Below are 17,416 nucleotides of genomic sequence, written 5' to 3' on the forward strand. Positions count from 1 at the left end.
TAAAGTGCTATATAAATTGCGGTGTAAAGAGAAGCCGGTTTAAAAACCGGCTTCCTAACAGGTAGGGTCATCTGAGTTGATTTAATTTACAGTCTGTACATTAACTTAAGCCTATATTTAACTTAGATCTACATTTAGCCTAAATCTTTCATTAAAACCAGAACCTGCATTAAAATTATGCACGACCCATAAATTTCTTCTCGGTAGTGTTCACGCGTATTTTGTCACCAGTGGAGATATGTTCAGGTACTTGCACGGTTAAACCAGTAGATAAAATAGCTGGTTTAGTACGTGCAGTCGCAGAACCACCTTTGATTGATGGGTCTGTTTCTACGATAGTTAAATCAACACTGGCAGGTAATTCAACACCTACTGGTGCGCCATCAACTATAACCACTTGTAGACCCTGTGTATTTTCATCAATAAACAAAACTTCATCAGCGATACTTTCTTTGTTTAAGTTGTATGGTGTGTAGTCTTCACTATCCATGAATACTAACTCATCACCATCAAGGTATGAAAACATAACATTACGACGAATTAAGTCAGCCAGTGTTAACATATCGCTGTCTTTAAACGTTTCGTCAGTTTTTGCGCCAGATACTACATCGTACATACGCATGCGGTATAAACTACCACCTGCACGCCCCTGAGGTACTGAACGCTCAATGTCTTTGATAATGTAAACACTGTTGTTAAATTCAACAGCTGTATTTTTTTTGATATCACTTGCCTTAGGCATATTATATTTCCTTTATGTAGTGCTTATATACATCGTGCTGGTTTAGGTAAACCGGCAATTTTAGTCGCTTGTTTCGCTGGACCGTCTGGGAATAATCGGTATAAATAACGGCTATTTATTTTCTCTGCTCCGTACTTGTTTTGCATCGCCTTTACTAATGCGCGTATGGCCGGAGAGGTATTAAACTGCTCATAAAAATCGCGTACAAAATAGATAACTTGCCAATGCTCATCGCTCATGGTGATATTTTCTAATTCTGCGATAGCAGCCGCTAGAGATACATCCCACCCCTTCGCATCAAGTAGGTAACCCTGCGCATCTGTTGCTATTTCTTGACCGTTAAATATCAAGTTTAATTCCTCTAAATAGTGAACGCTTAATGGGTGCAAAATTCTATATCAAAAATATTCAGTTGCCTATTCAAAAAATATTAATCTGACACTTTACTTTCAATTTGTTGCAGCAGTACCTGAATATCCATGGCGGTAAAAGCAATTAAACGTAATTGTTCAACGATTAATTTGGATTCATCTGACAACCCTTGTTTATAGGACTCAAAAGACTCAATCTCAATTTTATCAATAGCCGTCTGTTTTAACTCTGGGCGGTAGGTATATAAAATTTGTTCTGCTGTACTATCAAAAAGACGCTGTAATATTACTAAATCTTCATTGGTCTCTATTTTATGGCGATGTGAAGACAGTGCTGCCATATAGCAGTTAAGTGCATCACAACGGTTTACTAACCCATACATCTCTTGTTTAAGGTGCTGTTTGGAACTTGGCTCAAACAGCATGCTTTGCCAAGCCGTGGTTAAACCTGCATCAGCTTTAAATGAAGCAAAGCGGGTTTGTCTAAAAATCATACTTTCGCTACGCCCAAACTGGTACTGTTGAGATATCTGCTTGAAATAACGACTGCTATTAAGTAGTAAGCCATTGACCATCGCAGGAAAACGTTTGAACTGCCAATCAGGATAAATAACACTGATCGCTATTGCACTTAATACACAACCTATGATGGTTTCATAGATGCGCTCATACAACACATCGACTCCGGAAGGAGCGAGTAAGTTAGTTAAGAACATGACAAATAAGGTGATAAAAATAACCGCTAAACCATAGTTTGTTCTGACGTAGTTAATGAATAAAAAGGCGGACAAAATCATTAATACAATTTGTACTGGGTTATTTTCGATCAATATGAACGCCGGAAAGCACATTAAAATACCGAATAGCGTGCCAAAACTTCTTAAAACTAAACGTTTACGTGTCTCACTAAAACTAGGCTGGCAAACAAACAGCACCGTCGATAAAATCCAGAAGCCGTTGTGAAGTTCGAATTGCACTTGAATTAAATAGGCAAACACCAGCGATAAACTGATCCTTACCGCATGCTTATATACGCCAGTTTTTTGAAGATAAGCATTGTGAATACTTTTCCAGAACGAGTTTTGGGGGTGTTGTTCATTATCAACGATAATCGGGTAACTATGCCCTGATTTATTAAGTTCATGCATATCCCCCAAAGATACAAGTAAGCAATCTATGCCATCGAGGTTGTCGTAAATAGCTTGCAGCGCTTGCATTGCCTCTTGGTTATTATCAAATAATTGCAGTTTTTGCTTTAACAAATAAAGTTGGTCTGAAAGGGCATGAACGGTCCACTTCAGACGCCTTGAGTGTTGATATTGCTTTTTGTCATTGATGCTAGCACCCAGCATATGACAATCATCACTGAGTTGTAAAAACAGTTGATGGAAGCCTTCGAGAATTTGACTACGGCCAAAGGTATGTTCTAGTTGACTATATAAGTATTGGCTAGCGCTAATACGTTCATGTATTTGCTCTGCGACTAAATAGTATTGGTTTAATAAACTCAATTCACGCTGGTGGTTATTAGCTTGGTATTGGCCACGGATCATATCTCGTGATGATTCTAATCGCACCATTATGCTGATATTAAGCTGAGCTAATTTTTGTCGTGTTTCAGTGATGGCTTTTCGCGAATTACCTTTCTGAGCATCAAAGAGGTCTGATTTTTGATGCTGATAACGACTGATTGCATAAAATAGCTGTGCCAGTTGTTCTCGAATAGTGCGGTTAGGGCTAAAATGAGACCAAAAAATAGCAAATAATCCGTACCACAATACACCGATGGCTAATAACAATGGTTGTTCAAACCAAGCAACATTATCTCGATGCCCTATCATGGTGTAGATAGCAATTAAAATGGCACCAAAGCCAATTTTACTATAATGCATACCTAAACTCGCCAACATCATAAATGCAAAGGAAGATGTGCCTAAACCAATGGCAAAAAATAACGGGTAGGGTAGTAGCAATTCGACACTGGATGAGGCGATAAAAAAGCAGGCGATGACGGTTGCAATAAACTTTTGTCTATCTTTAGTATTCTCATCTACCTCTACAATGGCTGATGCCATTACCCCTAAACATAGTGACAGTGAAATGGCTAAATTCGATTGTTCAAAGAATCCAATATCGAGGTCAAATATGGCAGGGATAAAAGTACAGGTCATTGCAATCACGACTCTAAACCCAGAGTGGGCATTCGAGTCGGAAATTAAGCGTCTAACCATCAACGTTAAAGGGTTTTGCATAGATGCCTTCTCATGGTTTCAATACTCAATAATGTAAAGTGAGGTGTTGTTATTCACATAACTCTTGAGCAACATACTATTGAATACTTATATTAATATCAGCCTATTTTTCAAGTAACTAAATACGTTAACTAAAAAACCAACTAATTTTGATTTAAAGTCAGGATATTACCTTAAAACCCTAACCCTAAGTTACTAAATTTTGTATCTTTGATGTGACATCTTAAGTGACTTTTGCGACAATAGCGTGGAATTTTTTTAACTAAAAAGAGTAATGTTTGATGTCTGCACAAATCATTGATGGAAAAGCGATTGCCGCTGCGATTACCGATAAAGTAACTGCGGGCGTAAATGCACGGAAAGAAAAAGGATTACGCGTACCTGGACTTGCCGTTGTATTGGTAGGGGGCGATCCTGCTTCACAAATATATGTACAAAGTAAGCGCCGTACCTGTGAAAAAGTAGGGTTTACTTCGAAAGCTTATGATTTACCAGAATCAACTTCCCAAGAGACATTATTAGCATTAATAGACGAGTTGAATGACGATAAGACCATTGATGGTATTTTAGTGCAATTTCCATTGCCAGACGGGTTAGATGAAACATCGGTGATAGAGCGTATTGCGCCTAGCAAGGACGTGGATGGTTTTCATCCTTATAATGTCGGCCGTTTAGCACAACGTATTCCCCTATTAAGATCTTGTACTCCACGTGGTATGATCTCTATGATTGAAGCGATTGGTGTTGATATTCGTGGTATGCACGCCGTAGTTGTTGGTGCCTCAAACATAGTAGGTCGTCCGATGACGTTAGAGTTATTATTAGCGGGATGTACCACTACAACCTGCCATCGTTTTACTAGAGACCTCGAATACCATGTTCGTCAAGCTGAAGTTTTAGTAGTTGCACGTGGACAAGCCAACTTTATTCCCGGTGAATGGGTTAGAGAAGGTGCAATTGTATTAGATGTAGGTATTAATCGATTAGAAAATGGTAAAATAACCGGTGATGTAGAGTTTGATGTCGCTAAAGAAAGAGCGGCATGGATATCACCAGTACCTGGTGGTGTTGGGCCGATGACAGTAGCAACATTAATTGAAAATACGTTGTTCGCTTGTAATGAATTTCACTCGTAGACTGCGTAAATATTGTTAATTAATGTTTCAGTTTATGTTTCAGAAATAAAAAAGACTGCAAATGCAGTCTTTTTTGTACGATAGTTTGTAAATATTATTACAGGTTATCTAGGTATTTTTCTGCATCTAGTGCAGCCATACAACCTGTTCCTGCAGAAGTGATCGCTTGACGGTAAATATGGTCAGACACATCACCGGCGGCAAAAACACCTTCGATAGAAGTTTGAGTAGCATTACCTTCGCTACCTGTCTGTACTTTTAAGTAACCATGATTCATGTCTAATTGGCCTGCAAACATATCTGTGTTTGGCTTATGACCAATGGCAATAAACACACCCATTACTGCAAGTTCTTCGGTTTTGTCAGATAATGTATCTTTTAAACGTAATCCTGTTACGCCCATATCATCACCTAATACTTCATCTAAAGTACGGTCAGTATGTAAGATGATATTACCGTTTTTAACTTTTTCATTTAATCGGTCTAAAAGAATTTTCTCAGAACGGAAACCAGTACGGCGATGTATTAAATGTACTTCAGAAGCAATATTTGACAAGTATAATGCTTCTTCAACAGCCGTATTACCACCGCCCACAACCGCTACTTTTTGGTTACGGTAAAAGAAACCATCACAGGTTGCACAAGCAGAAACTCCGCGGCCTTTAAATGCTTCTTCAGAGTCTAACCCTAAATAACGAGCAGAAGCGCCCGTTGCAATGATCAACGCATCACACGTGTAAGTACCTGTATCGCCTTTTAATGTGAAAGGGCGTTTAGTTAATTCAACTTCGTTGATATGGTCAAAAATAATCTCTGTATCAAAACGTAAAGCATGTTCTTTCATACTTTCCATTAGACCAGGACCTGTCATATCCGCTGCGCCGCCAGGCCAGTTTTCTACTTCAGTTGTTGTTGTTAATTGTCCACCTTGTTGCATACCCGTGATCATAACAGGGTTAAGGTTTGCACGTGCGGCATAAACTGCGGCCGTGTAACCTGCAGGGCCAGATCCTAAAATTAACAATTTTTTATGTATAGTTTCGCTCATATCGTTACCTTGAATAATAAAAAGACTAGCCAGTTGTATTTTTTAAACTGCGCTAATTAATAATTGATAAAGTTTATTAATATTAAACTTTTGAAGTGACAATTTCAGTAAAAAAAAACGGATATCTCATCGAAATATCCGTTCTCATTGATAGGTAATAACTACTAAACTATAAAGACGTTTTTACCATTTCGCTACTAGCACGGTTACTTGCAAATGAACTACCAGCTTGTTGTGAAGCTTTCACAATTGCTTGACGTTCAGTAGCAGCTACAATTTGAATCTCTTTAGTTAAATCTAAAGGCTCTGAAATTGTTTTAACCATAGCTGAGGTTGATTTACCCTTAGCGTTGCTGACTGTTCCGTGAGAACTTGAGGTTGATTGATTACTAACAACCTTAGCTGCTGTTTCCAAAACAGGCGCAGTTTCAACTTCTTCTGCCTTAACTTCGGTTACCTCAACTTCAGTTTCTTCAACCTTAACTGCTTCAACTTTAACTTCAGCGGCAGTTTGCTCAGCTTTAGTTTCTTCAACCTTCACTTCGTCAAACTTAGTTTCCTCTACCTGAGGTTCTTCAATATTTGCTACTTCAACATTTGCAGCTTCAACTTCTACAGTGTCAACTGCATTAGTTTCTTCTGCAACAGGTTGTTCGCTATTCGTTGTCGCTAACTGCTCAGCTGCTTCTGATTTAACGGTTGCAGGTTTTTTTGTAACCGGTAAGATCTTTTCAGCTGCCGTTACAGGCACTTGTTGAACACTTTTTTGTAGTTGTTCAGCTTCCTGTTGAGGTGCTTGCTTATCCGCAATGTTATTAACATTTTCGGCAACAGGTACAGTGGCTTGTACTGAATTTTCTTCAATTGCTTGATCGTCTGATTCAGGGTAACGGCTAGTTACTGCTACTTCATCTGCATTATCTTGGTTACGTTTGTTATTACGTTGTCCATTGTTACGTAAGTAACGTGAACGACGACTAGGGATCGCAACAGGAGTATGTGCTTCTTGATTAGCTTGCTCAGATATCTCGTTCTCTTTTAGGTCTTTAGCATCATTAGCAGCAGGTGTTTCTGTTGCTGGAGTTTGCTTAGTCTCTTCAGGAGATTTTTTAACCTTAGCTTTCGGTTTTTTCGTTTCTACTACTGGTTGATTATTTGCTTCAACTTTTACATCAGCCATATCTGCGCTTTCTACCTTGCTAGTTTCGACTGCATTTTCAGGCTGTTGAACACGAACTTTCTTACGCATGTTACGACGTTTACGACGTGCGACGATAACTTCTTGGTTATTACCTTTGTCGTTATTATCTTGAGCCGGTTTTGCTTCGTTCTCGTATTTTTTAGTCTGTTGTGTTGCTTTGCGATCTGGAGACTTACGATTAGTGCGGCGATCAGTACTGTTGTCCGTTGTTTTATCGTTACGATCAGTGCGGTCGTTACGAGGATTGCGGTTACGGCTTTGATTGCTTTTAGTATTACGTGGGTTACGCGTATTACTAGGTTGCTCTTTTTTCTGTTCTGGTTTAGGAGAAGTTTCTGCTTTTACTTCTGGCTCTTTTTTTGAATCATCACTAAAGAATTTTGCAATAGATTGCACTATCTTAGTGAATAAAGAAGTCGTTGGAGTAACTACAGCTTGTGGTGCGGCTTTTGTTTCAACAGCAGCTGTTTCTTTATTTGGCGCACTAAAGCCTGTTAATAAAGGTTCCTCGATCTCATTACTTTCTATTTGAGCGATATTAGGAATATAAACTGTGTGTTGTTTTTCAAGTGCATCGTAATTGATGTCTTCTTTACCATCTTTACGCGTACGCTTCACTTCAAAATGAGGAGTAAGCAGATTTGCGTCTGGTATGATGTAAACTTCACAATTATGACGATTTTCGATTTTAGCAACTGATTTTCGTTTTTCATTTAACAAATAAGCAGCGACGGCAACCGGTACACGCGCTTGAATTTGAGCAGTGTTTTCTTTTAGACCCTCTTCTTCAATCAAACGTAGGATTGCAAGAGATAAAGAGTCATTATCACGAATTGTGCCTTGACCATGACAGCGCGGACAAACACGTGATGCTGATTCACCTAAAGAAGGGCGAATACGTTGACGAGACATTTCCATTAGACCAAAACGAGAAATTCGGCCTAATTGAATACGCGCTCTATCTTGACGTACAGATTCACGCATTCTGTTTTCAACTTCACGTTGATGACGAGCTGGTGTCATATCAATGAAATCGATAACTACTAAACCACCAAGGTCACGTAAGCGTAATTGGCGAGCGATCTCTTCAGCAGCTTCTAAGTTGGTATTAAATGCTGTTTCTTCAATATCGCCACCACGTGTTGCACGCGCAGAGTTGATATCGATAGACGTTAGTGCTTCAGTTGGGTCAATAACAATTGAGCCACCAGAAGGTAAACGAACTTCACGTTGAAAAGCAGATTCAATTTGGCTTTCAACTTGGTAATGTGTAAATAGTGGGATTTCACCTTGATATAGTTTAAGGCGATTAACGTAATCAGGGCGGATCATTTCGATATGATTTTTGGCTAATTCAAAAGTCTTAGCATGGTCAATCACAATCTCGCCAATATCACGGCGAAGATAATCACGAATTGAACGAACAATAACGTTACTTTCACGATGGATTAAAAAAGGAGCTGCTTTGGTTTTAGAAGCTTGATCAATAGCTTGCCAGTGATTAACCAGAACGTTTAAATCCCATTCTAATTCTTCAGCTGATTTACCAACGCCTGCGGTACGTACAATCAAACCCATACCATTTGGTAATTTAAGGTCAGATAATGCTGCTTTTAATTCAGTACGCTCATCACCTTCAATGCGACGTGAAATTCCGCCAGCTCTTGGGTTATTTGGCATTAGGACTAAATAGCTACCTGCTAAACTAATAAAGGTAGTTAGTGCTGCACCTTTATTACCACGTTCTTCTTTTTCGATTTGAATAATAACTTCTTGGCCTTCTTTAATAACATCTTTGATGTTAGGGCGACCTTTGAATGAATATCCTTCTGGAAAGTAGTTTCGAGCAATTTCTTTAAGTGGTAAGAAACCATGGCGGTCAGCGCCATAGTCTACAAATGCTGCTTCTAAACTTGCTTCAACACGTGTTATTTTACCTTTATAAATGTTTGCTTTCTTTTGTTCGTGACCTGGACTTTCGATATCAAGGTCGTACAGTTTTTGCCCATCAACGAGGGCGACACGTAACTCTTCTGCTTGAGTTGCGTTGATTAACATTCTTTTCATTTGTGAACTCTTGTTTTATTTTTTTCGTTATTTTTATATGTACTAACTGTTTTTGCATGCTTGACCTCATGTCTGGTTATACAATCTCTCGACTGGAAGTATTCTGAGGTGCGTTACAAAGCGGATACAAAAAAGTGTTAAATCAAAAATAATTTAACACTGCAGCGTTACATTCTAATCATTTGATTTGCTTTCGTAAATGCTATGCCTACTAGCGCTTTTAAAATCATAAAATCACGAGGCATTAACTTTGTTATTGTCGCATTTATATCTACTTACAAGCAACAAAGTTTTTACATATTATGTGATTAGGCGTGATAAACTTAACGAATGGAACAGATAAATCACTCAGTACGCATTATTGACATCGCTCAAGAAAATGCACAACAACGTATCGATAACTTTCTTCGCTTACACCTTAAGGGCGTGCCTAAAAGCATGATCTATAGAATTGTACGCAAGGGAGAAGTTCGTGTTAATAAAAAACGCATCAAACCCGATTACAAACTACAGGTAGGCGATAGTGTTCGTATCCCGCCAGTAAAAGTGGATCCGGAAAATGCATTACCGTCCCCTAAACTCAACAGCATCAAAAATTTAGAGTCAGAGATTGTGTATGAAGATGATGGTTTAATCATTCTTAATAAACCTTCTGGACTTGCGGTTCATGGTGGCAGTGGTCTAGATTTTGGTGCAATTGAAGGGTTACGCGCCTTACGTCCCGAAGCCCGATTTTTAGAGTTGGTACATCGCCTTGATAAAGCCACGTCAGGTTGTTTATTAATTGCTAAAAAACGCAGTGTATTACGTGCGTTACATGAACAACTTCGTCAAAAAACCATGAAAAAGCAATATTTTGCTTTAGTAAAAGGGCAGTGGAATATAAAAGACCGCTTAGTCCGTGAGCCGTTATTAAAAATACCTCAAGATTCTGTGGTTAAAGTGAGCCCATTAGGGAAAGCTTCAGAAACACATTTTAAAATTGTTCAGCGTTATGAAGGCGCAACCTTAGTTGAAGCGAGTCCTGTTACTGGACGAACGCATCAAATACGTGTTCATGCGGCATGTAAAGGACATAATATTGCCTGTGATGAACGTTATGGCGATAAAACTTTTGATAGTAATATGAAGTCATTAGGTTTAAACCGATTATTTCTACACGCTGCGCATATTACTTTTTTCCATCCTGTGCTAGAGAAAAGAATGACGGTGAGTGCCCCTCTTTGCCCGCGTTTAGAAGAATTATTAGGTAAATTACAGCGAAGCTAATATGAAACATCCATTAATTATTTTTGACTGGGATGGGACCTTAATGGATTCCATCGATAAAATTGTGCTGTGTATGCAGCAAGCAGCAAAAAATCAACAACAAGTTGTGCCTACAGAACAGGCAGTTAAGAATATTATTGGTTTAAGTTTATTAAAAGCAATGCAGCAGTTGTTTCCCTCGTTATTATTATCACAGCAAGCTTCACTGGTTGAGGCTTATCGTGAGCAATATAATACAATGCATCATATCGATACCCCTTTTTACGACGGAATCGCAGAGTTATTAACTCATCTGAAAGTACAGGGTTATGTTCTTGCGGTTGCAACGGGTAAGGGGCGTAATGGCCTTAACCGCATGATGCAAAAAACAAATACTGAACATCTATTCTCTGCAACCATATGTGCCGACGAATCGAACTCAAAACCGGATCCATTAATGATTCATTCATTATTAAAAGAATTGAATTTCAGCCCTTCACAGGCATTAATGATAGGTGACTCGAGTTACGATTTAGACATGGCAGCTAATGCGGGTGTTAAAAGTTTAGGTGTGAGTTACGGCGTACACGGACGAGACAAGTTAATGTTATCTAACCCCATTGCCGTTGTTGATTGTTTGGTATCGCAATTACATCGATATATTTAACCTCAGTTCTAGATAATGGAAGCACTCCTATATTTAAATTCATAAAGTTATATTACTTACTATAAAGTGCAGCTAGTGTTTTGCTTATCCTGAATAGAGAATTTTTAATTATGTTAGTCATTTTTTAAATATAGTTTTGGTAAAACGGCCATAGATTAATAAGGATCATAATGTTTAGCGAATATATAAAATTAACCGGTCGTGGTGAAAAAGGCCGTCGTTCATTGACGATGGATGAAGCACAACAAGCATTGACTGATTATTTAGAAGGTAGGGCAAGTTTATTACAATTGGCCGTATTGTTAATGTTACAACGTGTCCGCTGTGAAACACCCGAAGAAGCTGCAGGATATATTGCCGCATTACGTAATAAAGTGCCGAGAGAATGGCAGGGTTTATCTGTGGATCTGGATTGGCCATGTTTTGCTGGTAAAAAAAGACAGCCACCTTGGTTATTGCTAGCCGCAAAAGTATTAGCCGCTAATTGTGTTAAAATTTTACTACATGGGCATATGAGTGTTGATTTGGTGAAATATCAAGTCGAGTCCGCTTGCCCTGTTTTGAATATTACTATTGCAGATACAGCTGAAAAAGCACAATTGGCTTTGCAAAGTGACGCCTTAGTTTATGTTCCTTTATCTGCCTATTGCCCTGAATTAATTGAGCTATTAGCGCTAAGAGAGCAAGTTGGTTTGCGTACTCCCCTTAATACTGTGGCGCGCAGTGTTAACCCAAGTAATGCTCCCTATAGCATTCATGGTGTATTTCATAAAAGTTACGAAAAAATACATGCACAAGCAGCGCTGTTAAATAATGAACATAGTATTATTGCTTTTAAAGGTGAAGGCGGAGAAAGTGAAGTCAACCCTCGTGTTTCAACGTTGGCTTGTGGTGTTACGCAAATCAATGGTAAAGCACAATATATTGAGCAAGATTGGCCTACGTATTTAGAGGACTTCACCGGTGCACATACTGAGGTATCAGCAGAATACCTATTAAAAGTATGGAAAAAAGAGATTGATGATGCCTATGGTGATGCTGCTGTGATCACCACTATTGCAATGGTTTTGAAGCAGATGCAACCTGACTCTTCTCAAGATGAAGCATTACAAAAAGCCAAACAATTATGGGAAGGTAGGACTTTATAAATTTTCAGCTAATTAATCAGCTAATCAAAGTTCTCCGCTAACTAATAGATATAATTGAACACAAAAAAGGAAGCTAATTAGCTTCCTTTTTTGTTTAGTCGATAAACGTTGAGATTATCTAATTTTACGAATTTGTACAATCATGCCAAAAAGAGGATGATCTAAGTAATGGATCTCACCACTGCGTAAACGTCTTGTTTGGTCAAATAAAGTTTCGGTGACGACGGTTTTTGTTTTAACACGTTGTTGAGGCAATGCCTGATCTACAACTTGAACTGCATCATCCGCTGTACCAGAAATATCCGTTTCCAATTGTGGGTTGGCTAATACAGATTTTGAAGATGACACTTCTTTTTGCGTTTCGGTACGCACAATTAATTGACTTTCAATTTCTAAGTAACGTTGAACATAAAGTAAGAAATTACCATCTATCTCATATAAATCCCTAATTGCATTGTCTTTTTGTAACTCATCCAGTACATCTAATTTATCCGTTGCTGCAATAAGAAGAGGGTCTGTTTCCTGGGGGTTATTAAGTTGTGCTTTTGCTGCGTCTGCCGCTTCTTGTCTTTTTTGTGCAATGATTTCTTCTTTATAGATATCTAATGCATAGTTCTCACCAGCAAAAAGGTGAATAGGTAATGCATTTTGTTTACTCTGTACTGGCATGCGCCATGCAACATGTAATAAAGGCTTAAATAATTGATGGTTTTTAAGTCGGTTCAATTGTGACTTAAGTCTAAGATGATTACTGCTCAACCGCTGTAATCGATTCCCACCACTGATCATTTGTGCATCTGTAATTTGTACTGGGTTCTGTTCATGTAAACACGGATTATCACCCAAACAGTTTGTTGCTTGCTTAGCTTTTAATACCTCGAGGCGATCTCGTTTTTTTATGTAAACATTATTTTGATCTAATTGCTCACTGAGTTTTTGAACGTCAACATTACGCTTAAAAACGAGTATTTCAACATCAAACCAACGGTCACCAGCTGCTTGTATGTTAAATGAACATAGTGATGCGACGACTAATAATAAAGTAGAGCGAAAATTCAAAAGGTTGTCCTTTTATGAGATTTATTTGACAAGGTGTAATTTAAAGCTATCAAGTAATTGTTTCAACCAGTTTATGCGTTCTGCACTACTTTCAAGCGACATTGTGAATTTTAATTTACTGGGTCCGTCTAGTTTAAAGGTATTTGATTGCGTTTGCAGTAATGAAACAAGAAACATTGGATCCACTTTGGTATGTTCAGTAAAGGTGACTGCACCACCAAGTGCATGCGCTTCAATTCTCGCAATGCCAAGTTTTGAACAACGTTGCTTAATAGAGGTGACCGCTATTAAATTTTTAGTTGAATCTGGTAATAAGCCAAATCGGTCAATAAGTTCAACTTGGATTTCATTTAATTCATTATTATTCTTACTATTAGCAATACGTTTATATAACGATAAACGTGTATTCACATCGGCAATATAATCGTCGGGAATGAGTGCAGGTATGCGCAGTTCTACTTCTGCTTGTGTCGCTAATAAGTGTTCTAAACTAGGTTCTTGCCCATTTCGTAAAGCCTCTACTGCTTGGTTAAGCATATCCATATACAAATTAAAACCAATACTGGTAATCTGTCCGGATTGTTCATCACCTAATAACTCACCAGCACCACGTATTTCTAAATCGTGTGTTGCTAGTGTGAAACCTGCCCCTAACGTATCTAATGAACCAATCGCCTGTAAACGTTTTTTTGCATCTTTAGTCATTAATTTTGGCGTTGGGGTTAATAAATACGCGTAAGCTTGATGGTGGGAACGACCTACACGACCACGCAATTGGTGTAATTGTGCTAAACCTAGGTGATCTGCTCGATTTATAATGATCGTATTCGCCGTTGGAATATCGATACCCGTTTCGATAATAGTGGTACACACCAACACATTTTGGCGTTGATGATAAAAGTCTGACATCACTCGCTCAAGTTGTTGTTCATTCATTTGACCGTGAGCCGTTGAAATCCTAGCTTGTGGTAATAGTTGTTGTAAATCAGCCGCAGCTTTATCAATGGTCTCAACATTATTGTGCAAAAAGTACACTTGACCACCGCGCATAATTTCACGTGTAATAGCATCACTGATGGTCTGATCACTGCGTTGCTGTACGAATGTTTTTACTGCTAAACGTTTCGCAGGCGGTGACGCGATAATTGATAAATCTCGCATACCATTCATGGACATATTTAGAGTACGCGGGATCGGCGTTGCGGTCAGAGTGAGGATATCAATTTGTGCACGTAGGCGTTTGATCTTCTCTTTTTGGCGTACTCCAAAGCGATGTTCCTCATCGATAATTAATAATCCTAGGTCAGCAAACTTAATGCCATCACTTAATAGCTTATGGGTACCTATTAATATATCGATTTTACCATCGGCAGCCTCTTGTAAAATTTGTTTTTGTTCTTTGGCTGTTTTAAAGCGAGATAATACCTCGACTCTTACTGGCCAATTAGCGAATCGATCTCGAAAGTTTTCGAAATGTTGTTGCGCAAGTAGGGTGGTAGGGACTAATAAAGCCACTTGTCTTGCATTGTCCGTTGCCATGAATGCTGCGCGCATTGCGACTTCCGTTTTACCAAAACCTACATCGCCACAGACTAACCTATCCATGGGTTGCGATGAACACATATCCGATATGACAGCATTGATGGACAGTGCTTGGTCATGGGTTTCTTCGAAGGGAAAATCATCACTGAACGCTGCATAATTAGCTTTATTTAATTGATATTTATAACCTTTTTTTGCTGCACGTTGCGCGTAAATTTCTAATAATTCAGCGGCGACGTCACGTACTTTTTCGGCCGCACGTTTTTTCGCCTTGGCCCAAGTATCGTTACCTAATTTACTGATAGGCGCGGTTTCTACATCACTACCGCTATAACGCCCAATTAAATGCAACGAAGTAACCGGTACGTAAAGTTTGTCTCCGCGTAAATATTCAAGGGTCACAAACTCATTAACATTACCCGCCACTTCAATGGTTTGAAGGCCTAAATAACGAGCAACACCATGGTCAATGTGAACCACGGGTTGACCTACTTTTAACTCTGCTAAATTACGTACTATATGTTCAGAGTTTTCTTCATTTTGTTTGTCTTGGTTTTGACGCCTACGTTGGGTTATTTTATTTCCAAGTAATTCCGTTTCAGTAATAAATGCAAATTCACTGTCTATGATTAAAAAGCTATGTTCAACGCGACTCACTGTGATGAATACTTTACTTTTACTTTTAATACATTCGGAGATGTTTGAGATTGATTTAATAGCAAGCTTAAGCGGGTGTAATAGTTCTAACAACGCTTCTTTTCGCCCAGCTGATTCAACACTTAATACTACCTTACCGGAAAATTGTTTAATAAACTGTTCAATATTTTCCAGTGGTGCTTTGGCTTTATGATGTATTTTAATATCTGGTAAAGTAGTGAAAGGCAGATTGGTTTTCCCTGCCTTCGGTAACGCAAATGAGGTTGGCTGTAATTGATACTTAGGAAAAGCATTGATCTTTTTAAAGCATTGCTCTTGACGAAGGTATAATTCAATTGGTTGCAATAATGGACGTAATAAATCTACTCCACGTTCTTCAAAACGATGCGCAATGGTTTTCCAAAAATCATCCATCGCCTTTTGTATATCACCGACAACGCATAAACGTGTTTGTTTAGGGAAATAATCAAATAAAGTGGCTGTTTCATTAAAAAATAACGGTAAATAATACTCGATACCAGCGGGCAAATTGGTTTGCGAAATTTGTTGGTAGATAGAGTCAGCACTAGTACATATTTTCGCTGGAAACTTATCGCTATAAGCAGACTTAAACTGGCTTATTGCTTCTTTATCCGTTGCAAACTCATGCGCGGGCAATAATTTTATCTGTTTAATGGTGGGTAATGAACGTTGCGTTTCTGTATCAAATGGGCGTATCGAATCAACTTCGTCATCAAAAAAATCAATACGATAAGGTGTATCACTAGCCATCGGATAAACGTCTAACAAAGAGCCTCGAGCACAAAACTCACCGTGTTCTCTTACTTGATCAACGGCATAATAACCAGCTTCTTGTAATTGTTCGCGAAGTAATTGCAACTCTAATTTTTGCGAAGTTTTAACCACTAACGTATGTTGTTTTAAATAACTAGGTGGTGCTAATCTTAATAATAACGTCGTGATTGGAACGATTAATATGCCATCTTTCATGGATGGTAATTGATACAAGGTTTCTATACGTGTGGATATAATGTCTTGATGTGGTGAAAAATGATCATAGGGCAAGGTTTCCCAATCGGGAAATAAATTCACCTCATATTTGTTTTCTGCAAAGTAAAGTAACTCTTGATGCAGCTTAATAGCACTCGGTGTGTCATTAACGATCACAACTAAAGGAGATTTTTGCGGGTTAGCTTGAGCGCATTGATTAATGACAAAACTTTGGCTACTACCTACTAAATTGCCAAATTGTTGCGTATCAGTAGATGATTTTAAAGGCGGTATCTCGAGTAAATTTTTCATATTATTGACTTTTCTTCATTACTTTATTCTGATGATTATTGCGATATTAAACAGATTGCTGATGACTGTTTTAAGTTATTAACTATTTAATTCACGCTGTTTTGCTCGATTTTTAAGTTGTTGTGATTGCACGTGTAAGCTGGCTCTAATTAATAGTTCTCGATCTTGTTCTCGAATAAAGGTGTAGTTAAAAACACATTCGCTTTCTGAGCTATCTGAAACACAGGCATAACAGTATATGGCAGAGGATTCTTCAGGTAAAAATATTTTTAATCTAACATTATCACCCACTGCCCATTTATCACTGCCAGCAACAATGATACTTCCAGCACTGAATTTAATGCTTTGATGACGAGCCTGTTGCTCATCCTGTTGTGTTAACACATAACTTAATAACGTATTTATTTTTTGATTTTGAGCTTGTAAAAAATGCCAAAGAGCTTGCGTATTTTCACTATTAAGTTTTAAAGGGGCTAGCATACTGACATCAGCTTGCGCCAGATCACTGGCCATTCTAAATGGGCCCGGTATCTCTTCTTCAAAGGCGCCTTGGTCAATGGGTAATTGAGTTTCATTAACAGGGTGCAAGTTAATGGAAAGTGTATGCTGCACTAAAAAATATTCGTTATTATCCATGTTTGCTAACCAAGTCATTATTGAGTGTGAGTGAAACTATTTTGTAAGAGTTTTGTCTGTCTTAGCGATTAAAGATACATTAGAATGGCGACTATTAAAATGTAATCAATGAGATAAGTCTATATTGAGGCTTAATTCTGGTTACAGAGATCGCAGTTATTTATTAAATATCTTGTTAGTCATGTTATTTACAATATCGATAGCTTTGTATCATTCAATTGATCAGTGTAGTAATAACTAATTATTGTTAGATAATTTATCTTAGAAATCCGTGCACAGTAGGGTATTGACTCGCTTTGCTTATCTCCATTTTAATTATAAGTGGCGTCATCATAAACAA

12 protein-coding genes are annotated in these 17,416 nt (G+C 38.2%); 4 read left to right on the forward strand and 8 right to left on the reverse strand.

The window, feature by feature from the left end; translation table 11 throughout:
• Positions 1–175 precede the first annotated feature (175 nt).
• The 3 genes from efpL to MT390_RS07860 all read right to left on the reverse strand — a co-directional run bounded on the left by efpL (position 176) and on the right by MT390_RS07860 (position 3,365).
• Positions 176–742, reverse strand: coding sequence for an elongation factor P-like protein EfpL (efpL, locus tag MT390_RS07850; protein WP_299659679.1), 567 nt, complete (start codon positions 740–742; stop codon positions 176–178).
• Positions 743–765: 23 nt separating this feature from the next.
• Complete coding sequence (locus tag MT390_RS07855) at positions 766–1,092, reverse strand: TusE/DsrC/DsvC family sulfur relay protein (RefSeq protein ID WP_499440509.1); 327 nt, start codon at positions 1,090–1,092, stop codon at positions 766–768.
• 80 nt (positions 1,093–1,172) lie between these two features.
• Entirely contained in the window at positions 1,173–3,365 is a 2,193-nt protein-coding gene (locus MT390_RS07860) for an FUSC family membrane protein (protein WP_299659684.1), read from the reverse strand.
• A gap of 281 nt (positions 3,366–3,646) precedes the next feature.
• Between MT390_RS07860 and folD the strand changes: the two genes are divergently transcribed.
• On the forward strand, positions 3,647–4,501 hold the full coding sequence (folD, locus tag MT390_RS07865) for a bifunctional methylenetetrahydrofolate dehydrogenase/methenyltetrahydrofolate cyclohydrolase FolD (protein WP_499440511.1): 855 nt from the start codon (positions 3,647–3,649) through the stop codon (positions 4,499–4,501).
• A 97-nt stretch (positions 4,502–4,598) separates the two neighbouring features.
• Here folD and trxB read toward each other — a convergent pair whose 3' ends face one another.
• Positions 4,599–5,549, reverse strand: coding sequence for a thioredoxin-disulfide reductase (trxB, locus tag MT390_RS07870; RefSeq protein ID WP_182691896.1), 951 nt, complete (start codon positions 5,547–5,549; stop codon positions 4,599–4,601).
• A 169-nt stretch (positions 5,550–5,718) separates the two neighbouring features.
• Complete coding sequence (gene rne / locus MT390_RS07875) at positions 5,719–8,817, reverse strand: ribonuclease E (protein ID WP_499440513.1); 3,099 nt, start codon at positions 8,815–8,817, stop codon at positions 5,719–5,721.
• A 330-nt stretch (positions 8,818–9,147) separates the two neighbouring features.
• On the opposite strand from rne, the gene rluC reads away from it, so the two are divergent.
• The 3 genes from rluC to MT390_RS07890 all read left to right on the forward strand — a co-directional run bounded on the left by rluC (position 9,148) and on the right by MT390_RS07890 (position 11,880).
• Positions 9,148–10,086, forward strand: coding sequence for a 23S rRNA pseudouridine(955/2504/2580) synthase RluC (gene rluC, locus MT390_RS07880; RefSeq protein ID WP_166370155.1), 939 nt, complete (start codon positions 9,148–9,150; stop codon positions 10,084–10,086).
• Position 10,087: 1 nt separating this feature from the next.
• Positions 10,088–10,732 (forward strand): HAD-IA family hydrolase, encoded by a 645-nt coding sequence (locus tag MT390_RS07885; RefSeq protein WP_499440515.1) that lies wholly within the window; start codon positions 10,088–10,090, stop codon positions 10,730–10,732.
• A gap of 170 nt (positions 10,733–10,902) precedes the next feature.
• Positions 10,903–11,880: a glycosyl transferase family protein gene (locus MT390_RS07890; protein WP_499440517.1), complete on the forward strand. Its 978-nt coding sequence runs from the start codon at positions 10,903–10,905 to the stop codon at positions 11,878–11,880.
• A gap of 114 nt (positions 11,881–11,994) precedes the next feature.
• On the opposite strand, the gene MT390_RS07895 is transcribed toward MT390_RS07890, so the two are convergent.
• The 3 genes from MT390_RS07895 to MT390_RS07905 form a co-directional block, all read right to left on the reverse strand.
• Entirely contained in the window at positions 11,995–12,939 is a 945-nt protein-coding gene (locus MT390_RS07895) for a CsiV family protein (RefSeq protein ID WP_499440519.1), read from the reverse strand.
• Between the two features lie 21 nt (positions 12,940–12,960).
• A complete protein-coding gene (gene mfd / locus MT390_RS07900; protein ID WP_499440521.1) occupies positions 12,961–16,440 on the reverse strand; it encodes a transcription-repair coupling factor in 3,480 nt (1,159 codons plus the stop codon).
• Positions 16,441–16,518: 78 nt separating this feature from the next.
• The gene (locus MT390_RS07905; protein ID WP_166370145.1) at positions 16,519–17,076 is read right to left on the reverse strand and encodes a PilZ domain-containing protein; all 558 of its coding nucleotides are present in this window, start codon (positions 17,074–17,076) and stop codon (positions 16,519–16,521) included.
• Positions 17,077–17,416: the final 340 nt, after the last annotated feature.

Origin of the sequence: Vibrio sp. 2-Bac 85 (assembly GCF_037546705.1) — a bacterium.
Taxonomy (GTDB): domain Bacteria; phylum Pseudomonadota; class Gammaproteobacteria; order Enterobacterales; family Psychromonadaceae; genus Psychromonas.